Below are 24,067 nucleotides of genomic sequence, written 5' to 3'. Positions count from 1 at the left end.
AGGTGCCCGAAAACCGCATCCCGGCGAACTGCTCGCACATCACCCCCGACATGCTCAGCCTGATCGAGCTGGACCAGGCCGCCATCGGGCGGATCGTCTCGCAGGTACCGGGCGGTGCGCCCAACGTGCAGGACATCTACCCCCTGGCGCCGTTGCAGGAAGGCATCCTCTACCATCACCTGTCGGCCGAGCATGACCCCTACGTGCTGCATACGCGCCTGCGTTTGAGCGACAGGCAACGGCTGCAGGCCTTCGCCGCTGCACTGGACCAGGTCATCGCCCGCCACGATGTATTGCGCACGGCGATCTTCTGGGAAGGGCTGCCGCAAGCGGTGCAGGTGGTGGTGCGCCAGGCTCGCCTGAGCGTGGACGCCGTAGCTGACCTGTCGGCCACTGCCAACCTTGACCTGGCACGGGCCCCGCTGCTGCGACTGGTGTACAGCCAGGGGCAGGACGGCATCGAGGCCAGCTTACACTTCCACCACATCGTGTTGGACCACACGGCGCTGGAGGTAGTGGGCGAAGAGCTGACGGCCCTGCTTAGTGGTGCCCCCGTACCGGCTCATGCTGCGGTGCCTTACCGCAATTACGTGGCCCAGGCCAGGCTAGGGGTCGATCAGCTCGCCCATGAGGCGTTCTTCACCGCGCAGCTGGGTGACATCGATGAGCCGACCTTGCCCTATGGCCTGGATGACGTGCAAGGCGACGGCCGCGACCTGGATGAGGCCAAGCAGGTCTTGCCCGAGGCCCTGTCTGCCGGCTTGCGCCAACAGGCGCGGCGCCTGGGCATCAGCGTTGCTTCGTTGTTCCATTTGGCCTGGGCCCGCCTGCTCGGGGCTGCCAGTGGCAGATCGTGCGTGGTGTTCGGCACCGTGCTGCTGGGGCGCCTGCAGGGCGGTGAAGGGTCCGAACGGGCGCTGGGCATGTTCATCAACACCTTGCCATTGCGCGTGGACCTGGAGGCCATCGGCCTGGTGGAGGCGGCCAAGGCCGTGCATCAGCGGCTCAGCGACCTGTTGGCCCATGAGCATGCTTCGCTTGCGTTGGCACAGCGTTGCAGTGGCGTCGCGGCGCCGCAGCCGTTGTTCAGCGCCATGCTCAACTACCGCCATGGCACCCAGCCGGGCGCCGATCGCGGCGAAGGCTGGGCGGGCATCGAGGTGGTGGACGGGCAGGAGCGCACCAATTACCCCCTGAGCCTGAACGTGGATGATCTGGGCGACGCGTTCCGACTGGTGGCTACCGTACCTTCCCAGATCGGCGCGCAGCGCATCTGTGGGCAGGTGCAGCAGGTGCTGCAAGCGCTGCTGAGCGGGCTTGACCGCACCCCGACGCTGCCCGTGCAGCAATTGCCCGTGCTCGAGAGCCATGAGCGTGAGCGCGTGCTAGTAGGTTTTAACGCTACCGAAAAGGCCTACGGGCTCGATCACACGCTGCATCGACTGATCGAGGATCAGGTACAGCGCACCCCGCAGGCTGTCGCCGTCAGTGCCGAGGAGGGCGAGCTGACCTTCGAGCAGCTCAACGCCCAGGCCAACCGCCTGGCTCACCACCTGATCGCGCTGGGTGTGAAACCCGACGATCGCGTGGCGATCTGTGTCGAACGCGGCTTGTCGATGATGGTGGGCTTGCTCGGGATCCTGAAGGCGGGCGGCGCTTATGTGCCGGTCGATCCGGACTACCCGGCAGAACGTATCCGCCACATGCTCACCGACAGCGCGCCGGTAGCGGTACTGGTGCACGCGGCGACCAGGCATGTGCCTGAGCACGGCGTCGTGATCGATCTGGACGCGCCTTTGAGCCTCGAACTACCTGCCGACAACCCGCATGTGCCAGGGCTCACCGCGCAGCACCTGGCGTACGTCATCTACACCTCAGGCTCTACCGGCCTGCCCAAAGGGGTGATGAACGAGCACGCCGGCGTGGTCAACCGCCTGCTGTGGATGCAGGACGCCTACGCGCTGGATGCTGACGACGTCGTGCTGCAGAAGACCCCGTTCAGCTTCGACGTTTCGGTCTGGGAGCTGCTGTGGCCCTTGCAGACCGGTGCGAAACTGGTCATGGCCCGGCCCGGTGGGCATCGCGACCCGCAGTACCTACAACGGGCTATCGAGGCCGAAGGTGTCAGCACGCTGCACTTCGTGCCGTCGATGCTGGACGTATTCCTCTCGGCCATGGAATCAGGCTGGTCCGCGCCTTCGCTCAAACGGGTGGTGTGCAGCGGCGAAGCATTGCCGGGCAGCTTGGTGCGTCGTTTCCACCAACAACTGCCAGACGTGGAGCTGCACAACCTCTACGGCCCGACCGAAGCCGCGGTGGATGTGAGTGCCTGGCACTGCGTCAGCGCACCCGACAACACCCCAATCGGCAAACCCATCGCCAACACCACCCTCTACGTACTGGACGAGCAAGGCCAGCCGGTGCCGCAGGGCGTGGCCGGTGAGCTATACATCGGTGGCGTACAGGTCGCCCGCGGTTACCTGAACCGCCCCGAGCTGACCGCCGAGCGCTTCGTCGATGACCCCTTCGGCCAGCGCCCAGGCGGGCGGCTGTACCGCACCGGCGACCTGGCACGGCACCTGCCGGACGGCAACCTCGAATACCTGGGCCGTAACGACGACCAGGTGAAAGTGCGCGGGCTGCGTATCGAACTGGGTGAAATTCAAGCAGCCATGACGGCTGTCGCGGGCATCAAGGAGGCCGTGGTCATCGCCCGCGACCAGCGCTTGATTGCCTACTACACCGGCTCCCAGCAACCGGTAGACGCGCTTCGCGCAGCCTTGCTGCGTCAATTGCCGGACTTCATGGTGCCGGCGCTGTTCATGCACCTGCAGGCCTTGCCGCTGAGCCCCAACGGCAAGCTCGACCGCAAGGCCTTGCCTGCCCCTGACGTGACCCAGGAACGCGCCTTCGAAGCACCACTGGGCGAGACCGAAACCTTGCTGGCCGCGCTCTGGGGCGACCTGTTGGGCGTGGACCGCGTGGGCCGACAAGACAACTTCTTCGAGCTGGGCGGCCATTCGCTGCTGGCGGTCACCCTGACGGCGCGCCTGCGGGAACGCGGGCTGCAAGCCGACATTCGAGTGTTGTTCGGTCAGCCGACGTTGCAAGCCCTGGCTGCCGCGCTGGTTAGTCAGCGCAGCGTCGTCGTGCCGGAAAACCTGATCACGCCTGACTGCACCCGTATCACACCTGAGCTGTTGCCGCTGGCGGACCTTTCGCAAGCGGCCATCGACACGCTGGTGGCGCAGATACCCGGCGGGGTCGAGAACATCCAGGACATCTATGGCCTGGCGCCCTTGCAGCAGGGCATTCTTTATCACCACCTGACCTGCGAAGACCGCGACCCCTATGTGCTGCAGGCCCGCTTCAGCTTCCCCGACCAGGCGCAGCTGGACGCTTTTGCCGCTGCCCTGGACGTGGTCATCGCTCGCCATGACATCCTGCGCACCAGCATCCATTGGCACGCGCTCGAAGAACCCGTGCAGGTGGTATGGCGCAACACCCCTGCGCTGGCCAGCCAACTTGCCATCCCTGGCGAGGGGCTGAAGCTCACCCAGGCGCCGCTGGTGCGCCTGGTGCAAGCGTCCTCTGGGCAACAGGTGCAGGCAACGCTGTTCATCCACCACATCATCCTCGACCATGCGGCGGTCGAGCAGCTGGTGGCGGAAATCACCACTGTGCTGCAAGGCCAGCCAGTGCTGCACGCCAGCACGCCCTACCGTAACTACGTGGCCCAGGCACGCCTTGGCGCCGATCCGCAGGCAGACGAAACGCTGTTCCGTGAGTTGTTGGGCGACATCGACGAGCCAACTGTCGTGTTCGGCCTGCACAACGCCGATACAGGTACGGGCGAGGTGTTCGAGACGCGTCAGTGGATCGAAGGCGAGGTGGTCGTGCAGTTGCGCGAACAAGCGCGCCGACTGGGCGTGAGCCTGGCCAGCCTGGTGCACCAGGGGTGGGCGCAGGTGTTGTCGCAGCTCAGCGGCCGCGAGGAGGTGGTGTTCGGCACTGTCCTGCTCGGCCGCCTGCAGGGCGGCGCAGGCGCCGAGCGTGCCTTGGGCATGTTCATCAATACCTTGCCGCTGCGCGTCAGCGCAGGCGCGGCGGGTGTCGCCGATGGCGTGCGCCTGACTCATCAGCGCCTCGCCAGCCTGCTGGCCCACGAGCAGGCATCCTTGGCCTTGGCCCAGCGCTGCAGTGCGGTGCCGGCTTCACAAGCACTGTTCACCAGCCTGCTGAACTTCCGCCACAGCGCACCGGCCCAGCAGGGCTTGAGCCAGGCCTGGAACGGCATCGAGCAGGTGGCGGCGGTGGAGCGCAGCAACTATCCGCTGGTGGTCAACGTAGACGATGTGGGCGATGCAATGGCACTTACCGTGCAGGCCGTGGCCCAGGTCGATGGCCAGCAGGTCTGCACGCTGCTGGCCCATGCGCTTGGCCAACTGGCGCAGGCCTTGGAACAGGCGCCCGGTACCCCGTTGTGGCAGGTTTCGCAGCTACCGGCTGGCGAACGCGAACGGGTGCTCGACGGCTTCAACGCCACCGCGCGCGACTATCCACGGGACCAACCGCTGCATGCATTGTTCAGCGCACAGGCTCACCGTGCGCCCAGTGCCTGCGCCGTGGTGCATGGCGAGCAGCAATGGACGTATGCCCAGCTCGAACGGCATGCCAACCGTCTCGCGCACCACCTGCTGGACCTGGGCGTGATGCCGGGGGACAGCGTGGCGCTGCTGTTACCGCGTAGCTTCGACCTGTTGGCGGCGCAACTGGCCGTCAGTGCCTGCGGCGCCGTCTACGTGCCGCTGGACAGTTATGCGCCCGTGGAGCGCCAGGCCTATATGGTGCAAGACAGCGGGGCAGCCGTGCTGCTGACGTTGAGCCACGAGCCCGCGCCGCCCTGTGCCGTACGCATCGACCTGGACCGCTGTGATCTGACCGATCAGCCGGCCCAGGCGCCGCACACCGAGGTTTCAGCCCAGCGCGCGGCCTACGTGATGTATACCTCCGGCTCCACCGGGGCGGCAAAGGGCGTGCAGGTGCCCCATCGGGCCATTGCCCGTTTGGTCATCAACAACGGTTTTGCGGCGTTCACCGCCCAGGACCGTGTCGCCTTCGCCTCGAACCCGGCATTCGACGCCAGCACCCTCGAAGTGTGGGCGCCGCTGCTCAACGGCGGCGTGGTGGTGGTCATCGATCAGGACCAGGTGCTGGCGCGCGACAAGCTGCGCGATGCATTGCTGAACCAGCAGGTGAGCGTGTTGTGGCTCACCGCCGGCCTGTTCCATCAATTTGCCGAAGCCTTGCTGCCAGCCTTTGCACGCCTGCGCTACCTGATGGTCGGTGGTGACGTGCTGGACCCGCATGTCGTGGCCCGGGTGCTGCGTGACGGTGCCCCGGCACACCTGCTAAACGGCTACGGGCCAACCGAAGCCACGACCTTTACCACCACCTTCGAGATGACCCGTGTCGAGGCGGGCAGCCTGCCCATAGGCCGGCCGATCGGCAACACCCGCTGCTACGTGCTGGACACTCACCAGCAACTTCTGCCCGTGGGGGCCGTCGGCGAGTTGTACATCGGCGGTGACGGTGTAGCCCTGGGTTACCTGGGCCAGCCCGCGCTGACGGCCGAGCGCTTCATCGCCGATCCGTTCAGCGGCCGGCCGCAGGATCGGCTGTACCGCAGTGGCGACCTGGTGGCCTGGCAACCAGACGGTACCCTGCGCTACCTGGGCCGCGCCGACCAGCAGGTCAAGCTGCGTGGTTTCCGCATCGAGCTGGGTGAAATCGAGACGCGCCTGGCCGAATGCGACGGCGTGCGGGAAGCCGTCGTGCTGCTGCGCGAAGATCAGCCGGGCGACAAACGGCTGGTGGCCTACTTCACTGCCCACGCTACTGTGCCCCTGATCGCCGACCTGCACGCCAGGTTGCAGACGCAGTTGCCCGACTACATGCTGCCGGCCGCGTACGTCCAGCTTCAGGCATTGCCCCTCACGGCCAATGGCAAGCTTGATCGCCGTGGCTTGCCGGCGCCTGGTCTCGACGCGGTGCTGACCCGTGGCTTCGAACCCCCGCAGGGCGAGGTCGAGGTGGCCTTGGCGAGCCTCTGGGCCGAGGTGCTCAAGGTCGAGCGCGTCGGTCGGCATGATCACTTTTTCGAACTGGGCGGGCACTCGCTGCTGGCCGTGACCCTGGTCGAGCGGATGCGCAAGGCCGGCCTGGGCGCCGACGTGCGTGTGCTGTTTGCCCAGCCCACCCTGGCAGCCCTGGCCGCCGCCGTGGGCCAGGACCGCGACCTGCAAGTGCCTGACAACCGCGTGCCAGCGCACGCCGAGCGCATCACGCCGCAGATGCTCAGCCTGATCGCGCTTGATCAGGGCAGCATCGACCACATCGTGGCCAGCGTGCCTGGTGGGGCGGCCAACGTGCAGGAAATCTACCCCCTGGCCCCGCTGCAGCAAGGCATTCTGTTCCATCACCTGAGTGCCCAGCAGGGCGACCCGTACCTGCTGCAATCGCGCCTGGCCTTCAACAGCCTGGCGCATCTGCAGCACTGGGTAGCGGCGTTGCAACAGGTGATCGACCGCCACGACATTCTGCGCACCGCCGTGATCAGCGAAGGCCTGGCGCAACCGGTGCAGGTGGTATGGCGTAAAGCGCAGATGGCGGTCAGCGCCGTCGACGGGCTGGACGAGGCCGACGTGCTGCACGCCTTGCAGGCGCGCTTCGATGCCCGCCAGCAGCGCCTGGACCTGGCGCAGGCGCCGATGATGCGCCTGGTTTACGCGCCCGATCCGCGCAACCTGCGCGTGGTGGCCATTTTACAGTTCCACCACCTGGCCCTGGACCACACTGCCATGGAAGTCATCGCCAGCGAGATGCAAGCGCTGATGACCGGGCAGGGGGACACCCTGACGGCGCCGGTGCCGTATCGAAACTACGTGGCCCAGGCCCGGCTCGGGGACGACGAGGCGGGGCACGAGGCGTTCTTCCGGCAGATGCTGGGCGATGTGGACGAACCGACCTTGCCGCTGGGCCTGGCCGACGTGCAAGGCGAAGGGCATGCCATCGAGGAGGCGCGCCTGGGCGTCGATGCCCGCGTGGCCGGAGGGTTGCGTGAGCAAGCGCGGCACCTGGGGGTGAGCGTCGCCAGCCTGGCGCACCTGGCCTGGGCGCGGGTGCTGGGCGCACTGGCCAACCGCAGTGACGTGGTCTTCGGCACCGTGTTGATGGGCCGCCTGCACGGCGGCGAAGGGGCCGACCGGGCGCTGGGGGTGTTCATCAATACCTTGCCGCTGCGTATCGACCTGTCCGTGCCGCTGGTCGAAGCCGTGCGCACCACTCACCAGCGTCTGAGCGCGCTGCTGATGCACGAGCACGCGCCCCTCGCGCTGGCCCAGCGATGCAGTGGGGTGGCCGGCTCGCTGCCGCTGTTCAGTGCCTTGTTCAACTACCGCCACAGCAGCGCCGCGGACGGCAGCCACACCGGGGCCATGCAGGGCGTGCGTCTGCTCGGGGGCGAAGAGCGCAGCAACTACCCGCTGACCTTGAGCGTCGATGATCTAGGCGAAGCCTTCAGCTTGAGTGTGCTGGCCCAGGCCGGGATTGACGCTGCGCAGGTGGCCAGTGCCATGAACCAGGTGTTGACGGGCCTTGTGGCCACGCTTGAGCAGTTGCGTCAGCCAGGCGCAGCCTCTGGAACGGGCCTGCCGGTGGCCCTGCTGCCGGTGCTTGGCGCTCCAGCGCAGGCGCAGCTGTTGCACGCCTTCAACGCCACCCACAAAGCCTACCCTCAAGGGCAGACCGTGCATGGGCTGATCGAAGCCCAGGCGGACCGCGCGCCACAAGGGGCTGCGCTGGTGCAGGACGGATGTGTGCTGAGCTATGGCGAACTCAACCGCAGCGCCAACCGCCTGGCGCATTTCCTGATTCAACAGGGCGTAGGCCTGGGCGACCGCGTTGCCCTGTGCTTGCCGCGCAACCCGCAGCGGCTCATTGGCCTGCTGGCCGTGCTCAAGTGCGGGGCGGCCTATGTGCCGATCGACCCGGCTTATCCCGATGAGCGCATCGCCTACCTGCTCGGTGACAGCGCCCCGAAAACGGTGCTGGTCGATCATGTCAACCAAGGCCGGATGGGCCCTGTGCATTGCACAGTCGTGGACCAGGACGGCTGGCAGGGCGAATCGCACGTCAATCCCTGCGTGGCCGGGCTCGATGCGCACCAGCTGGCCTATGTGGTCTACACCTCCGGCTCCACCGGGCAGCCCAAGGGGGTGATGGTCGAACATGCCACCCTGGCCAACCTGGTGCATTGGCACTGCGACGCCTTTGGCGTAGGGGCGGGAACCCACACCAGCACCGTTGCAGGCTTCGGTTTCGACGCCGTGGCCTGGGAGGTCTGGCCGGCCCTGTGCGCCGGGGCTGTGTTGCACGTGCCCCCCGCGCACATCGGGGCCGAGCACGTGGATGAGCTGCTCGACTGGTGGCTGCAACAACCGCTGGCGGTGAGCTTCCTGCCTACCCCGGTGGCCGAGCAGGCGCTGCGCCGCGAGCACCAGCACCCGACCTTGCAGACCTTGCTGATCGGCGGTGACCGTCTGCGTCAGTTCGAGCGTGATCCAGGCTTCACGGTGGTCAATAACTACGGGCCGACCGAAGCCACGGTGGTTGCCACCGCCGGGGCCCTGACCGCGGGCGCGCCGCTGCACATCGGCAAGCCGATCGCCAACACCCGCGTCTACGTGCTGGATGCCTATCGCCAACTGGTGCCATTGGGCGCGGTGGGCGAGTTGTACATCGGTGGGGCAGGTGTGGCACGCGGCTACTTCGACCGTGAGACCTTGACCCACGACCGCTTCCTGCCCGACCCGTACAGCCCCCAAGCCAATGCGCGCATGTACCGCAGTGGCGACCTGGTGCGCTGGCGAGCGGACGGCACCCTGGAGTACCTGGGCCGCAACGATGACCAGGTCAAGGTGCGCGGCGTGCGTGTGGAACTGGGCGAGATCGAATGCACGCTGGCTGCCCAGCCGGGGGTTGGCGATGCCGTGGTGCTGGTACGCGATGACCGGCTGCTGGCCTGGTTCACCGAAACCGCGCCGGTCAACGTCGACGCGCTGCGTCAGGCCATGCTGGCCAGCCTGCCCATGCACCTGGTGCCGCAGGCCTTCACACGTCTGGATGTGCTGCCCTTGACCAGCCATGGCAAGCTCGACCGCAGGGCGCTGCCCGAGCCTGCCATGCTGCACCGGGCCGGCGAGGACCATGAGCCACCCCAAGGCCCGGTAGAAACCGCGCTGGCCCAGGCCTGGGCTGATCTGCTCGGCGTCGAGCAGGTCGGTCGTCACGACAACTTCTTCGAGCTGGGCGGGCACTCCTTGCTGGCCGTCAACCTCACCGCGCGGCTGCGCCGCGAAGGGCTGCAGGTCGATGTCCGCACCTTGTTCGGCAAGCCGACCATCGCGGCGCTGGCCAGTACCCTGGGCCAGGCGCGCGCGGTCACGGTGCCGGCCAACCTGATCGCCCCCGGCTGCGAGCAGATCACCCCGGCGATGCTGCCGTTGATTACGCTCGATGAGGGCGCCATCGCGCGCATCGTCGCCCAGGTGCCAGGCGGCACCGGCAACGTCCAGGACATCTATCCACTGGCGCCGTTGCAGGAAGGCATTCTCTATCACCATGTCAGTGCCGACGGCCACGACCCCTATGTGCTGGAGTCCCGCTTCGTCTTCGATACCCGTGGGCATCTGGACACCTTCGTGGCGGCATTGAACAAGGTCATCGCCCGACACGATGTGCTGCGCACGGCCATTTTCTGGCAGGGCTTGCCCCAACCTGTGCAGGTGGTGCTGCGCCAAGCTTCGCTGGCCGTGCTATCGGCGCAGGACGCCGTGGGCGGGCCACCACCGGCGTTCGACCTTGGCCAGGCACCGCTGATGCGCCTGGTGGTCGGCCCGGTAGGCACTGACCAGCAGGTGCAGGCCACGTTGCAGTTCCATCACATCGTGATGGACCACACGGCCATGGAAGTGGTGGCGCAGGAGCTGATCGCCTACCTGCAGGGCGATGACGCGCCTGACCAGGCGCCGGTGCCTTACCGCAATTATGTGGCCCAGGCGCGTCTGGGCATGAGCCAGGACGAGCACGAAGCGTTCTTCCGGGCGCAGCTGGGCGCGGTTGATGAACCCACCTTGCCGTTTGGCCTGAGTGATGTGCAGGGCAATGGCCAGGCGCTGGAAGACGCCACGCTGTGGCTTGATGATGCACTGGCCGACCGCTTGCGCAGCCAGGCACGCCGCCTGGGCATCAGCGCCGCAAGCCTGTTCCACCTGGGCTGGGCACGTCTGTTGAGTGCAGCCACAGGGCAGGGCACGGTGGTGTTCGGCACCGTGTTGCTGGGCCGTCTGCAGGGCGGCGAAGGGGCCGAACGGGCCTTGGGCATGTTCATCAATACCTTGCCGCTGCGCATCGACCTGGCGGGTATGCCCGTCGAGGCCGCGGCGCGCGCAGCCCATCGCCAGCTCAGCGAACTGCTGGCCCACGAGCATGCCTCGTTGGCCCTGGCCCAACGCTGCAGTGGCGTGGCCGCGCCGCAGCCGCTGTTCAGCGCCATGCTCAACTACCGGCACAGCACCCAGGCCAGCGCCAGGCAGAAAGCGGCGAGCGCAGGCATTACCATCGGCCAAAGCCAGGAACGCAGCAACTACCCTCTGGGGTTGAACGTGGACGATGTGGGCCAGGCCTTCCGCCTGGTGGCCACGACCACGGCTGCGGTGGGTGCAGCGCGTATCTGCGGGCAGATGCAGCACGTGTTGCAGGCGCTGGTGACGGCGCTTGAGCAAGCCCCTGATCAAGGCGTGCAGCACTTGCCAGTGCTGGAAGCCGCAGAGCGCGAGCGGGTAGTGGCAGCGTTCAACGCCACGGCCAGGGACTACGACCTGGACCACACCTTGCACGGGCTGATCGAAGCCCAGGTACGACGCACGCCGACGGCGGTGGCGGTGAGCGCCGAGGAAGGCGAGCTGACCTTCGAGCAGCTCGACGCCCAGGCCAACCGCCTGGCTCATCACCTGATCGGGCTGGGTGTGAAGCCTGATGATCGCGTGGCGATCTGCGTCGAACGCGGTTTGTCGATGATGGTGGGCCTGCTCGGGATCCTGAAGGCGGGCGGCGCTTATGTGCCGGTCGACCCGGACTACCCGGCAGCGCGTGTGCGCCACATGCTGACCGACAGCGCGCCCGTGGCCGTGCTTGTGCATGGCGCAACCCGCCATGTGCCGGAACACCCGGTCCTGATCGATCTGGATGCACCCGTCTGGCAACACTGCCCGGCTATCGCTGCGTCGGTGACCGGGCTGACCCCTCGGCATCTGGCCTATGTGATCTATACCTCGGGCTCAACCGGCTTGCCCAAAGGGGTGATGAACGAGCACGCCGGCGTGGTCAACCGCCTGCTGTGGATGCAGGATGCCTATGCCCTGGAGCCTGGCGACGTCGTGCTGCAGAAGACCCCGTTCAGCTTCGACGTTTCGGTTTGGGAGTTGCTGTGGCCCTTGCAGACCGGTGCAAAACTGGTCATGGCCAGGCCCGGTGGGCATCGCGACCCGCACTACCTGCAACAGGCCATCGAAGCCGAAGGCGTCAGCACGCTGCACTTCGTGCCGTCGATGCTGGACGTGTTCTTGTCCGCCATGGAATCAGGCTGGTCCGCGCCTTCGCTCAAGCGTGTGGTATGCAGCGGCGAAGCATTGCCGGGCAGCCTGGTGCGTCGCTTCCACCAGCAACTGCCAGACGTGGAGCTGCACAACCTCTACGGCCCGACCGAGGCCGCAGTGGATGTGAGTGCCTGGCACTGCGTGAGCGCGCCCGACAACACCCCAATCGGCAAACCCATCGCCAATACCACCCTGTACGTACTGGATGAGCAAGGCCAGCCGGTGCCGCAGGGCGTGGCCGGTGAGCTATACATCGGTGGCGTACAGGTGGCCCGCGGTTACCTGAACCGCCCCGAGCTGACCGCCGAGCGCTTCGTCGATGACCCCTTCGGCCAGCGCCCAGGCGGGCGGCTGTACCGCACCGGCGACCTGGCACGGCACCTGCCGGACGGCAACCTCGAATACCTGGGCCGTAACGACGACCAGGTGAAGGTGCGCGGGCTGCGTATCGAACTGGGTGAAATTCAAGCAGCCATGACGGCTGTCGCGGGCATCAAGGAGGCCGTGGTCATCGCCCGCGACCAGCGCTTGATTGCCTACTACACCGGCTCCCAGCAACCGGTAGACGCGCTTCGCGCAGCCTTGCTGCGTCAATTGCCGGACTTCATGGTGCCGGCGCTGTTCATGCACCTTCAGACCTTGCCGCTGAGCCCCAACGGCAAGCTCGACCGCAAGGCCTTGCCTGAACCCGACGCACTGCCGCAGCGCCCGTTCGAAGCGCCCGAAGGGCCAACCGAAACCCTGATGGCTGCACTGTGGTGCGAGCTGCTGGAGGTAGAGCGGGTAGGGCGGCACGACAACTTCTTCGAACTGGGCGGGCACTCGCTGCTGGCCGTCACCCTGACTTCCAGGCTGCGCGAAGCAGGCCTTGAGGCCGACGTGCGGGCCCTGTTCGACCAACCGACACTGGCAGGCTACGCAGCCATCACAGACAGAATGGAGATCGTCCTGTGAGCATCAACCAATTACTGGCCACATTGGCCGACCACGACGTGCAGCTGGCGCTCAAGGATGGCCAACTGGTGGTGCAGGGCAACCGACAGGCACTGACCGACGGCGCCCTGGTGGCCCAGTTGCGGGCCCACAAACCGGCGCTGGTGAGTCTGATCGAGCGCGGCGAGTACGTGGCCCGCAAGCACGGCCCGGTGGCCGTGCCGCCCAACCTCATCGCACCGGGTAGCACCCACATCGACGCGGCGATGCTCAACCTGGTGACCCTGGACCAGGCCACCGTGGATCAAGTGGTCGCGGCCATCCCGGGTGGGGCGGCCAACGTGCAGGACATCTACCCGCTGGCGCCCCTGCAGCAGGGCATGCTGTTCCACCATGCCAGCGCCGAAGGCCACGACCCGTATGTGATGCAGGCGCGCTTCGCCTTTGCCAGCCAAGCACGCTTCGACGCTTTCGCGCAGGCGCTGCGCGGCGTCATCGCCCGCCATGACATATTGCGCACGTCGGTGCACTGGGAAGGCCTGGCCCAACCCCTGCAGGTGGTCTGGCGGCACGCCGAGCTGGCGGTGCTGACACTGGCAGACCCGGCGACCGAACGGGACTGGATCGACCTGACCCAGGCACCCCTGATCCGCCTGCTGCGCGAGCCCACCCAGCCCGACGGCACGCTGCATGCCACCTTGCAGTTCCATCACATCGCCCTGGACCACAGTGCACTGGACGTGGTGCGGCAGGAGCTGATCGCCTTTCTGACCGGCAACAGCGAGCAGCTTGGGGCCGCGGTACCGTTTCGCGACTACGTGGCTCAAGCCGTGCTTGGCGTCAGCCAGGCCGAGCACGAAGCTTTTTTCCGCGACATGCTCGGCGACATCGACGAGCCGACCCTGGCCTACGGGCTTGCCCAGGTACAGGGGGGCGACCCGGTGCATGAAGAGCATCAACTCGACTTGCCGCTGGCGCTGTGCCAGGGTTTGCGCAGCCATGCCCGCACCCTGGGGGTAAGCGTTGCCAGCCTGTTCCACCTGGCCTGGGGGCGCGTGCTGGGCGGGCTGACCGGGCACGATCAGGTGGTGTTCGGCACGGTGCTGATGGGGCGCTTGCTCGGCGCGCAAGGGACCGACCGGGCCTTGGGCATCTTCATCAACACCTTGCCATTGCGGGTGGACCTGGCGGCAGCGAACCTTGAAAGCGCTATCCACGCGACCCACAAGCGACTGACCGCCTTGATGCGCCATGAACACGCGCCACTGGCGCTGGCCCAACGGTGCAGCGGCGTGGCCGCACCCGCGCCGCTGTTCAATAGCCTGCTCAATTACCGGCACAGCGCCGTCGGCCCGGCTGAGCCGCGCCGGGCAGCATTGGCCGGCATCGACATCATCGACTCGGTCGAAGCCACCAACTACCCATTGACCTTGAGTGTCGACGATTTGGGCGAGGGGTTGCGCCTGACCTTGCTGGCCGATGCCCAGGTACCGGCGCCACGTGTTTGCGCCTATCTGCAGCAGACTCTTGAGAGCTTGTTGCGCGCGCCGCAGGCGGCGGTACTCGACCTGCCCATGTTGCCGGAGGCCGAGCGTCAGTGGCTGCTGGACAACTTCAATGCCTGCCACGGCGACTATGACCAGCAGCATACGCTGCACCAGCGTATCGAGCAGCGCGCCCAGCACTGCCCGGATGCGGTGGCGGTAACCTTTGGCGAACGTCAGTTGAACTATGGCCAGCTCAACCTGCAGGCCAATGCCCTGGCCCATCACCTGATCGCTCTGGGGGTGCGACCGGATGACCGCGTGGCTGTGCTTGCCCGGCGCGGCCTGGAGACGCTGGTGGGCCTGTTGGCGGTGCTCAAGGCAGGGGCAGGCTACGTGCCTGTCGATGCTGCCCATCCTGACGAGCGTGTGCGCTACCTGCTTGAAGACAGCGCCCCGGTGGCGGTGCTGACGCAACGGGCGCTGCTGCCACGGGTCGGTCATAGCGAACGGCCAGTGCTGCTGCTGGACCAGCCCGACTGGCCGGCCCGGCACGACGATCCTATCGTCAAAGGCCTAACCCCTCGGCACCTGGCCTATGTGATCTACACCTCCGGCTCGACCGGTGAACCGAAAGGGGTGATGGTCGAGCACCTGACGGTGAACAACCTGGTGGACTGGCATTGTCGCGCCTTCGGCCTGGGCCCAGGTCGGCATACCTCGAGCCTTGCCGGGTTCGGCTTTGATGCCATGGCCTGGGAGATCTGGCCGGCGCTGTGCACCGGCGCAACCGTGCACCTGGCCCCGACGAGCGGCGCCAGCGACGACCTGGATGCCATGCTTGCCTGGTGGCAGGCGCAGCCGCTGGATGTGAGCTTCTTGCCCACGCCCGTGGCCGAATACGCCTTCAACCACCACCTGGAACACCCCACGCTGCGCACCCTGCTGATTGGCGGTGACCGCTTGCGCCAGTTCAACCGTACCCAGCGCTTCACCGTGGTGAACAATTATGGCCCCACCGAAACCACGGTCGTGGCAAGCTCCGGCGCCGTGCAGGCCGGCAGCACCCTGCACATTGGCAAACCGGTGGACAATGCCCGGCTCTACGTGCTCGACGCGCGCCGGCAACCGGTGCCGCTGGGCGTGCCTGGCGAGCTGTACATCGGCGGTGCCGGGGTTGCCCGTGGTTACCTGAACCGCCCGCAACTGACAGCCGAGCGCTTCGTGCAAGACCCGTTCGCAACCTCGGCCAGTGCCCGCATGTACCGCTCAGGCGATTTGGTGCGCTGGCTTGCCGACGGCTCCCTGGAGTACCTGGGCCGCAACGATGACCAGGTCAAGATCCGCGGCTTGCGCATCGAGCCCGGCGAGATCGAGAGCCGCCTGGCGGCCCTGGCAGGTATCGACGAGGCGGTGGTCATCGCCCGCGAAGATCAGCCCGGGCACCCACGCCTGGTGGCTTACTACACGGCCAAACCCGACGTGGTACCGCTCGAACCTGACGGTCTGCGCGCGCAATTGCAGGCCCATCTGCCTGAATACATGGTCCCGGTAGCCTTCATCGCCTTGCCAGCGCTACCCCTGACCGCCAACGGCAAACTTGACCGGCGCGCACTGCCGGCACCGGAGCGCTCAGCGCTTTTCGAGGTGGGTTTCGAAGCGCCGGTGGGCGAGCTCGAGCAGGCCCTGGCCCAGCTGTGGGCAGAGCTGCTGCACGTGGAGCGGGTCGGGCGGCATGACGACTTCTTTCGCCTGGGTGGGCATTCGCTGTTGGCCATGCGCATGGTTTCCCAGGTGCGCGTACGCCTGGGGGCTGAGCTGAGCCTGGCGGCACTGTTTGCCGCCCCGCAACTGGCCAGCGTGGCCAGGCACCTGGAGAAGGCTGGGCGCAGCGAGGTGCCGCCCATCGTGGCGGTAGCGCCAGGGCAGCCCTTGCCCATGTCCTTCGCCCAGCAGCGCCTATGGTTCCTGGCACAGCTGGAGGGTGGCAGCCAGGCCTACAACGTTCCCCTGGCCCTTGGCCTGCGCGGTGCGCTGGATGTCGATGCGCTGGAAGCAGCCCTGCTGCGCCTGCTGGAGCGCCACCCGGTGCTGCGTAGCCAGTTCAAGGCCGTGGCGGACAGCGCCGAGGTGGTCATTTGCCCCGTGCCGCAGAGGGGCTGGTTGCAACGCGAGGCAGTAACGCCCGAGGCCTTGCCCGCCCGGCTTCAGGTGCTTGCCCGGGCCCCCTTCGACCTGGCCTGCGGGCCCCTGGTGCAGGCGCACGTGTTGCGCCTGGGCGAGCAGCACCATGTACTGGCCATGACCATGCACCATATCGTGGCCGATGGTTGGTCCCTGGGCGTGATGACCCACGAGTTGAACCTGCTCTACGCCGCATTGCGTGAGGGCCGGGATGACCCGCTCCCCGCGCTGGCCCTGCAGTACACCGATTACGCCCTGTGGCAGCGTCGATGGCTGACGGGCGAACGCCTGCAACAGCAGCTCGATTACTGGCACCAGACGCTGGAGGGTGCCCCGGCGCTGATCAGCCTGCCCACCGACCGGCCACGCCCGGCGCGTCAGGACCTGGCCGGTGCCAGCGTGCCGGTGCACCTGTCGCCGCGTCTCTCGGCGGCGCTGCGCACTTTGGCCCATCAACACGGTGCGACCCTGTACATGACAGTGCTGGCAGCCTGGTCAGCGCTGCTGGCGCGCCTGGCCGGACAGCCTGAGGTGATAATCGGCTGCCCGGTCGCAGGACGCGGGCGCGCCGAACTCGAACCCTTGGTCGGGCTGTTCGTCAATACGCTGGCCGTGCGCATCGACCCAAGTGCAGCACCGACCGCACAGGCCTTGATGGGCCAGGTACGCGACCGGGTTCTGCAGGCCCAGGCCCACCAGGACGTGCCGTTCGAGCACGTGGTGGAAGTGCTGCGCCCGGCGCGCAGCCTGAGCCATACGCCCGTGTTCCAGGTCAGCTTGAACTGGCAGGCAACCGAGGGTGCAGCGCTGGCGTTGGCCGGCTTGCATCTGGAGGCCGTCAACCAGGCCAGCGCCGTGGCCAAGTTCGACCTGACTTTGAACCTGGGAGAACAGGGCGACTGCCTGATTGGCAGCCTGGACTACGCCACAGCGCTGTTCGATGAGGCGACGGTGTGCCGCTACCTGGGTTACTTCGAGCGGCTGCTCTGGGCGATGACGGCCGATGACCAGCAACCCTTGGCCCAGGTGGACCTGTTGGACGCCCGCGAGCGTGATCACCTGTTATTCGCGCTGAACCAGACGCAAACCGCCTGCCCCCGTGAGTGCAGCGTGACGCACCTGTTCGAGCGACGCGCGGCCGAGCACCCCGCGGCCATCGCCGCTGTGCATGGCGAGCAGGTCCTGCGTTATGGCGAGCTCAACCGTCAGGCCAACCGCCTGGCACGGTACCTGGTTGACCAGGGCGTCAGGCCAGATGCGCAGGTGGCGCTGCTGCTGCCGCGCTCGTTCTCGTTGCTGGTGGCCCAGTTGGCCGTGCTCAAATGTGCGGCCAGCTATGTGCCGCTTGACCTGCACGCACCTGCCGAACGCCAGGCGTTCATGGTGCAGGACTGCCATGCCAGCCTGGTGCTGACAATGGCCACGATCAACGCACACCTGGACGCCCGACGCATCGACCTCGATGCCTTGCAGCTTGCAGGCTGGACGGATGATGACCTGGGCCTGGCAGCGACCGCCGACAGCACCGCCTACGTGATGTACACCTCCGGCACCACCGGCCAACCCAAGGGTGTGTGCGTGCCGCACCGTGGCATCGTGCGGCTGGTGGTGGACAACGGCTATGTCGAACTGGGCCCCAATGACCGCCTGGGCTTGGTCTCCAATCCGGCGTTCGATGCCAGCACCTTCGAGGTCTGGGGTGCGTTGCTCAACGGCGGCCAGGTGCAGGTGATCGACCACGCCACGCTGGTCGACCCTGAGCGTTTTGCCTGCGCGCTGCATGACCAGGCCATTACGGTGCTGTTCCTGACCACTGCGCTGTTCAACCAGTATGTACAGCTGATGCCCCAGGCACTGGCCGGGCTGCGGGTGCTGATCAGCGGCGGTGAGCGGGCCGAGCCGGCCGCGTTCCGCGCACTTTTGACCCAAGCACCTGGCCTGCGCCTGATCAATGCCTATGGCCCTACCGAAACCACCACCTTCGCTGTCACCTGCGAAGTTCACGCGCTGGCGCCGCAGGCAAACCAGGTCCCTATTGGTCGCCCCATCGGCAACACCCAGGTGTACGTGCTTGATGCGTGGCAGCGTCCGGTGCCACAGGGCGTGGTCGGTGAATTGTATGTGGGCGGTGACGGTGTGGCCCTGGGTTATCTGAATCGGCCCGACCTGACCGCACAGCGTTTCGTCGAAAACCCCTTCGGCCAGCAGGCGGGGGCCCGTCTTTACCGCACCGGCGACCTGGTGCGCTGGAATGCCGACGGCCAGCTCGAATGCCTGGGGCGTAACGACGATCAGGTGAAAATCCGCGGCTTCCGCATTGAGCCAGGCGAAATCGAGCAAGTGCTGGCGCAGGCACCCGGCATCGGGGAGGTGCTGGTCATGGCCATCGAGCAGGCCCACGGGCCCCACCGACTGGTCGCCTGGTACACGCGCCGTAGCGAGGAACTCGATGGCACGGGGCTGCGCGATTACCTGCGCGTCCGACTACCCGACTACATGGTACCTTCGGCATTCGTGCCTCTGGCGCGGATGCCGCTGAACAACAACGGCAAGGTCGATCGGACGGCGCTGCCGCCCCCGGGGCTACAGGATCTGTCGACGGTGGCGTTCGAGGCCCCTCGGGCTGGGCATGAGTCAGACCTGGCGCGAATCTGGGCCGATCTGCTTGGGCTCAACACCGTCGGCCGGCAGGACCGTTTCTTCGAGCAGGGCGGGCACTCCTTGCTGGCCATGCGCATGCTGGCCCAGGTGCGCGAACAGATGGGCTGCGAACTGGCGTTGGCCGACCTGTTCGCCGACGACTGCCTGGCCGCGGTGGCGGCCACCTTGCAGGCCAGCGTGCAAGCCTTACCCGCTCTGGAGCCGATGCCACGTGAAGGGCGCCTGCCGCTTTCCCTGGCCCAGCAGCGCCTGTGGTTCCTGACCCAGATGGGTGAAGCCAGTGCTGCGTATCACATTCCGGTGGCGCTGCACCTGCAAGGGCGCCTGCACCGCCAGGCGCTGGAGCGCAGCCTGCGGGCGCTGGTGGCCCGTCATGAAAGCCTGCGCAGCCACTTCCATGAGCATGACGGGGAACCGTATGTGGCGCTGGCAACCGATACCGGCGCCTTCACCGTGCAGTGGCACCAGGCCTGCGGGCTGGATACGCCTGCGTTGCAAGCCTGGGCCCGCGCCGAGGCGGCGCGGCCCTTTGCCTTAGACCAGGATTTGCCGGTGCGCGCTCATGTGCTTGAGCTCAGTGATGACCGCCACGCGCTGCTACTGGTCGTTCACCACCTGGTGGCCGATGGCTGGTCCCTGGGCATTCTGATTGGCGAGCTGGCGGCGCTCTACCAGGCTTTCGCTACGGGCGCCCCCGACCCGCTGCCCGCGCTTGGGGTGCAGTACCTCGATTATGCCCAGTGGCAGCAGCGCTGGCTCAACGGTTCGGCGCTGCATGCCCAGGCCGACTATTGGCGCAAGCAGCTCCACGGCTCGCCTGCGCTGCTCACTCTGCCGTGGGACCGGCCTCGTCCGGAGCGCCAGCAATACGCCGGCGACAGCGTCCAGGTGCAGCTCGACCTGCCGTTAAGCGAAGCCCTCAAGGCTGTGTGCACACGCCATGGCGTCACACCGTTCATGCTGTTCACGGCAGCGTGGGCAGCACTGCTCGCTCGGCTGTCCGGGCAGCAGGATGTGGTCATCGGCTCGCCGGTCGCCAATCGACGGCAGAGCCAGGTCCAGGGAATGGTAGGCATGTTCGTCAATGCCCTGGCCCTGCGCCTTGACCTGTCGGGCCGCCCGCAGGTGTCTGCGTTGTTGGCCCAGGCCAAGGCCGTGGTGCTGGAGGCCCAGGCCCATCAGGATGTTCCGTTCGAACAGGTGGTGGAGCTGTTGCGCCCGCGTCGAAGCCTTGGGCATACGCCGCTGTATCAGGCAACACTGGACTGGGATGCCAACACCGGGCACCGGGCCCCTGCGTTTGCGGACTTGCACGTCAGCGCCATGGCTGCCGAGGCCGCAGTGGCCAAGTTCGACCTGAGCTTGAGCATGGGTGAGCGGGCCGGCTGCTTTGCCGGTGGCATCGTGTATGCCACCGCGCTGTTCGACCGCGCCACAATCGCACGCTTCGCCGGTTACCTGCAGCGCGTACTGCAAGTCTTTGCGACCAGCGACCAGGCTACCGTCGCGGACATCGACCTGTTGGCTGCCGAAGAACGTGAGCGGGTGCTGCACGCCTTCAACGCGACCAGCACCGACCATGACCTGGACTGTACCCTGCACGCGCTGATCGAGGCCCAGGCGCAGCGCACACCCCAGGCCGTCGCCGTCAGTGCCGAGGAGGGGGAGCTGACCTTCGAGCAACTCAACGCCCAGGCCAACCGCCTGGCTCACCACCTGATCACGCTGGGTGTGAAACCCGACGATCGCGTGGCGATCTGCGTCGAACGCGGCTTGTCGATGATGGTGGGCCTGCTGGGGATTCTGAAGGCAGGCGGCGCTTATGTGCCGGTCGATCCGGACTACCCGGCAGAACGTATTCGCTACATGCTCACCGACAGCGACCCGGTAGCGGTGCTGGTGCACGCGGCGACCCGGCATGTGCCTGAGCACGGCGTCGTGATCGATCTGGACGCGCCTTTGAGCTTCGAACTTCCTGCCGACAACCCGCATGTGCCAGGGCTCACCGCGCAGCACCTGGCGTACGTCATCTACACCTCAGGCTCTACCGGCCTGCCCAAAGGGGTGATGAACGAGCACGCCGGCGTGGTCAACCGCCTGCTGTGGATGCAGGACGCCTACGCGCTGGATGCTGACGACGTCGTGCTGCAGAAGACCCCGTTCAGCTTCGACGTTTCGGTCTGGGAGCTGCTGTGGCCCTTGCAGACCGGTGCAAAACTGGTCATGGCCCGGCCCGGTGGGCATCGCGACCCGCAGTACCTACAACGGGCTATCGAGGCCGAAGGTGTCAGCACGCTGCACTTCGTGCCGTCGATGCTGGACGTATTCCTCTCGGCCATGGAATCAGGCTGGTCCGCGCCTTCGCTCAAACGGGTGGTGTGCAGCGGCGAAGCATTGCCGGGCAGCTTGGTGCGTCGTTTCCACCAACAACTGCCAGACGTGGAGCTGCACAACCTCTACGGCCCGACCGAAGCCGCGGTGGATGTGAGTGCCTGGCACTGTGTGACCGCACCCGACAACACCCCCATCGGCAAACCCATCGCCAACACCACCCTCTACGTACTGGACGAGCAAGGCCAGCCGGTGCCCCAAGGCGTGGCGGGTGAGCTGTACATCGGTGGCGTACAGGTGGCCCGCGGTTACCTGAACCGACCCGAACTGACCGCCGAGCGCTTCGTGGATGACCCCTTCGGCCAGCGCCCAGGCGGGCGGCTGTACCGTACGGGCGACCTGGCGCGGCACCTGGCGGACGGCAACCTTGAATACCTGGGCCGTAACGACGATCAGGTCAAGCTTCATGGTCTGCGCATCGAACTGGGTGAAATCCAGGCGGCGATGACGGCCGTGGACACCGTCAAGGAAGCGGTCGTGCTCGCCTGCGACCAGCACCTGGTTGCGTACTACACGGGCCAGCGTCTGGCCCCCGAGGCGTTGCGGGCCATCTTGATGGCGCGCTTGCCCGGGTTCATGGTTCCGGCGCAATTCATCCACCTGGCCGCGCTTCCGCTGGGCCCTAACGGCAAGCTTGATCGCAAGGCGTTGCCAGCGCCCGAAGTGCAGCAGCGCCCCTTCGAAGCCCCTTGCGGGGACGTCGAGCAGCTAGTCGCGAGCCTTTGGCGCGAGTTGCTCGAGGTCGATGAGGTGGGCCGCCATGACAACTTCTTCGAGTTGGGCGGTCACTCGCTGGCCGCCATTCGCCTGGTGGACCGCCTGCACAAAGCCGGGGTGCCCGCGGCGCTCAATGACGTCTTCCAGCGCCCAACGGTGGCAATGCTCGCCAGGCTGGTGGAACGGCAGGCGCCCGCGGTACCGACCGTCATCACGGTCCGGCCGGGTACTGCCCAGGCGCCGCTGTTCCTTGTGCATGAATTTTCCGGGCTGGACTTCTACTTCCCCGTGCTTGCCCAGCAGATAGGGGGCGACTTTGCCATTCACGGCCTGCCGGGCGTACCCGATGGTGCCCCGCAGCTGCCCACGCTGGAATGCCTGGCGCGCTACCAGATCACGCAGATGCGCACCGTACAACCCCATGGGCCCTACCGTCTGGCCGGGTGGTCGTTCGGCGGTGTGCTGGCCTTGGAGATGGCCAATCAGCTGCGCGGCGCCGATGAACAGGTGGCGTTCGTGGGGTTGATCGACACCTACGCACCGCGCCTGGCCGACCAGGGCAAGGCACGCTGGGAAGGCCCGTATGCCTTGGAGCGGCAGTTGCTGCTCAACTGCACGGCGTACTGGCAAACCAAGGGTGAGGCAGGCGACGCCAAGCGGGCGCTGCTCGCGCGCCTGGAGCAGGACCAGGCCGACTTCGCGACCCTGGTGGCAAGCTGCCGTGAGCACGAGGTGCTTTACGGCCTATGGGCCAGCATGACGGACGCGGACCTGCGGCATTATTTCTGCCGCGAGCTCGCCCATGGCCATGCGTTGGCCCATTACCGCCCAGCGTCCGTGGATGTGCCGGTGCACCTGCTCTGCGCCGCAGAGGCTGACGAGGTGCCAGAGGGCCTTGGCTGGCGTACGGCGTTGCCGACCCAGGTACTGGTGACCCACACCGTTCCGGGGGACCACCGCAGCCTGATGCAGGCGCCTCACGTGACTACCGTTGGCCAGGTGCTGACGCAGGTCCTGGCAACTGCTGCCGTTACGCCTGTACCAGCGCCCTTGGCCCCCGTGGCCATCCAGACCGGTACTGCCGGGCACGCGCCCGTGTTTTGTGTGGCCGGTGCCGGCGACAGTGTGACCAGCTTCATCGGCCTGGCCGAGGCCCTGGGCCCGCAGTGGCCTGTGCAAGGCTTGCAGGCCCGAGGCCTGGATGGCCTGTCGCTGCCGCACAGCTGCGTCGAGGCTGCAGCAGCGTGCCATGTGCAGGCGATCGAAGCGGCCTATCCCGAGGGCCCGCTGAACTTGGTGGGGCACTCGTTCGGAGGCTGGGTGGCCCATGCCATGGCCGCGCGCTTTGAGGCCAAAGGGCGTCAAGTGCGGTCCTTGACGTTGATCGACAGCGAAGGCCCAGGCCCGGGGAGCACCTGCGGCCAGCCCCATACCTTCACCCAGACGCTGCTGCGCCTGATCGATGCGTTGGAAATGTCCACCGGCAAACCCCTTGGCCTGGACCGGGTGGCGTTTGCCCAGGCCAGCGACGATCAGCAACAGCACCAGCTGCACGCGGCCATGGTGCGTTCAGGACTGCTGCCTGCCAGGTCCAGTACGCGTGTGCTCGACGGCACGGTGCGCACCTTTGGGGCGGCGCTGCGCACGGCCTACCACCCCGAGCTGCCGTACACCGGCCCGGCAGGGTTGGTGCTGGTGGACGATCCGGGACTCGACACTGAAGGTAATGCTGCCGAGCACCGTCTCATGCAGCAACGCTGGGAACAGTTGTTGCCTGAACTGAAGGTGTGGAAGGCGCCGGGCGACCATTTCAGCATCCTCAAGGTGCCGCATGTGTTCAGCCTGGCCGCCTGGTGGCATGACGGTCAGGCACTTGCTCAGGCCCAGGTCGCTCAGTAGCCGGTTACCTGGCAGCAGGTGGGCGAGCCCGCCGTTGCCAGGTCTCGGCGCAGTCTTGTCAAACAAAGGAATAACGTGTGT

At 66.8% G+C, this 24,067-nt stretch carries 2 protein-coding genes; both read left to right on the top strand.

Annotated elements, in window-relative coordinates:
• Positions 1–2: 2 nt before the first annotated feature.
• A complete protein-coding gene (locus B2J77_RS21900; protein ID WP_416231925.1) occupies positions 3–12,671 on the top strand; it encodes an amino acid adenylation domain-containing protein in 12,669 nt (4,222 codons plus the stop codon).
• The gene (locus B2J77_RS11100) at positions 12,668–23,986 is read left to right on the top strand and encodes a non-ribosomal peptide synthetase (RefSeq protein WP_078478650.1); all 11,319 of its coding nucleotides are present in this window, start codon (positions 12,668–12,670) and stop codon (positions 23,984–23,986) included. The genes B2J77_RS21900 and B2J77_RS11100 overlap by 4 nt, the downstream gene beginning before the upstream one ends.
• Positions 23,987–24,067 lie beyond the last annotated feature (81 nt).

The sequence above is a fragment of the Pseudomonas parafulva genome, from assembly GCF_002021815.1.
In the GTDB taxonomy this organism is placed as follows: Bacteria; Pseudomonadota; Gammaproteobacteria; order Pseudomonadales; family Pseudomonadaceae; genus Aquipseudomonas; species Aquipseudomonas parafulva_B.
The sequence above is the reverse complement of the archived record's forward strand: the minus strand, read 5'-3'. Positions and strand labels throughout refer to the sequence as shown.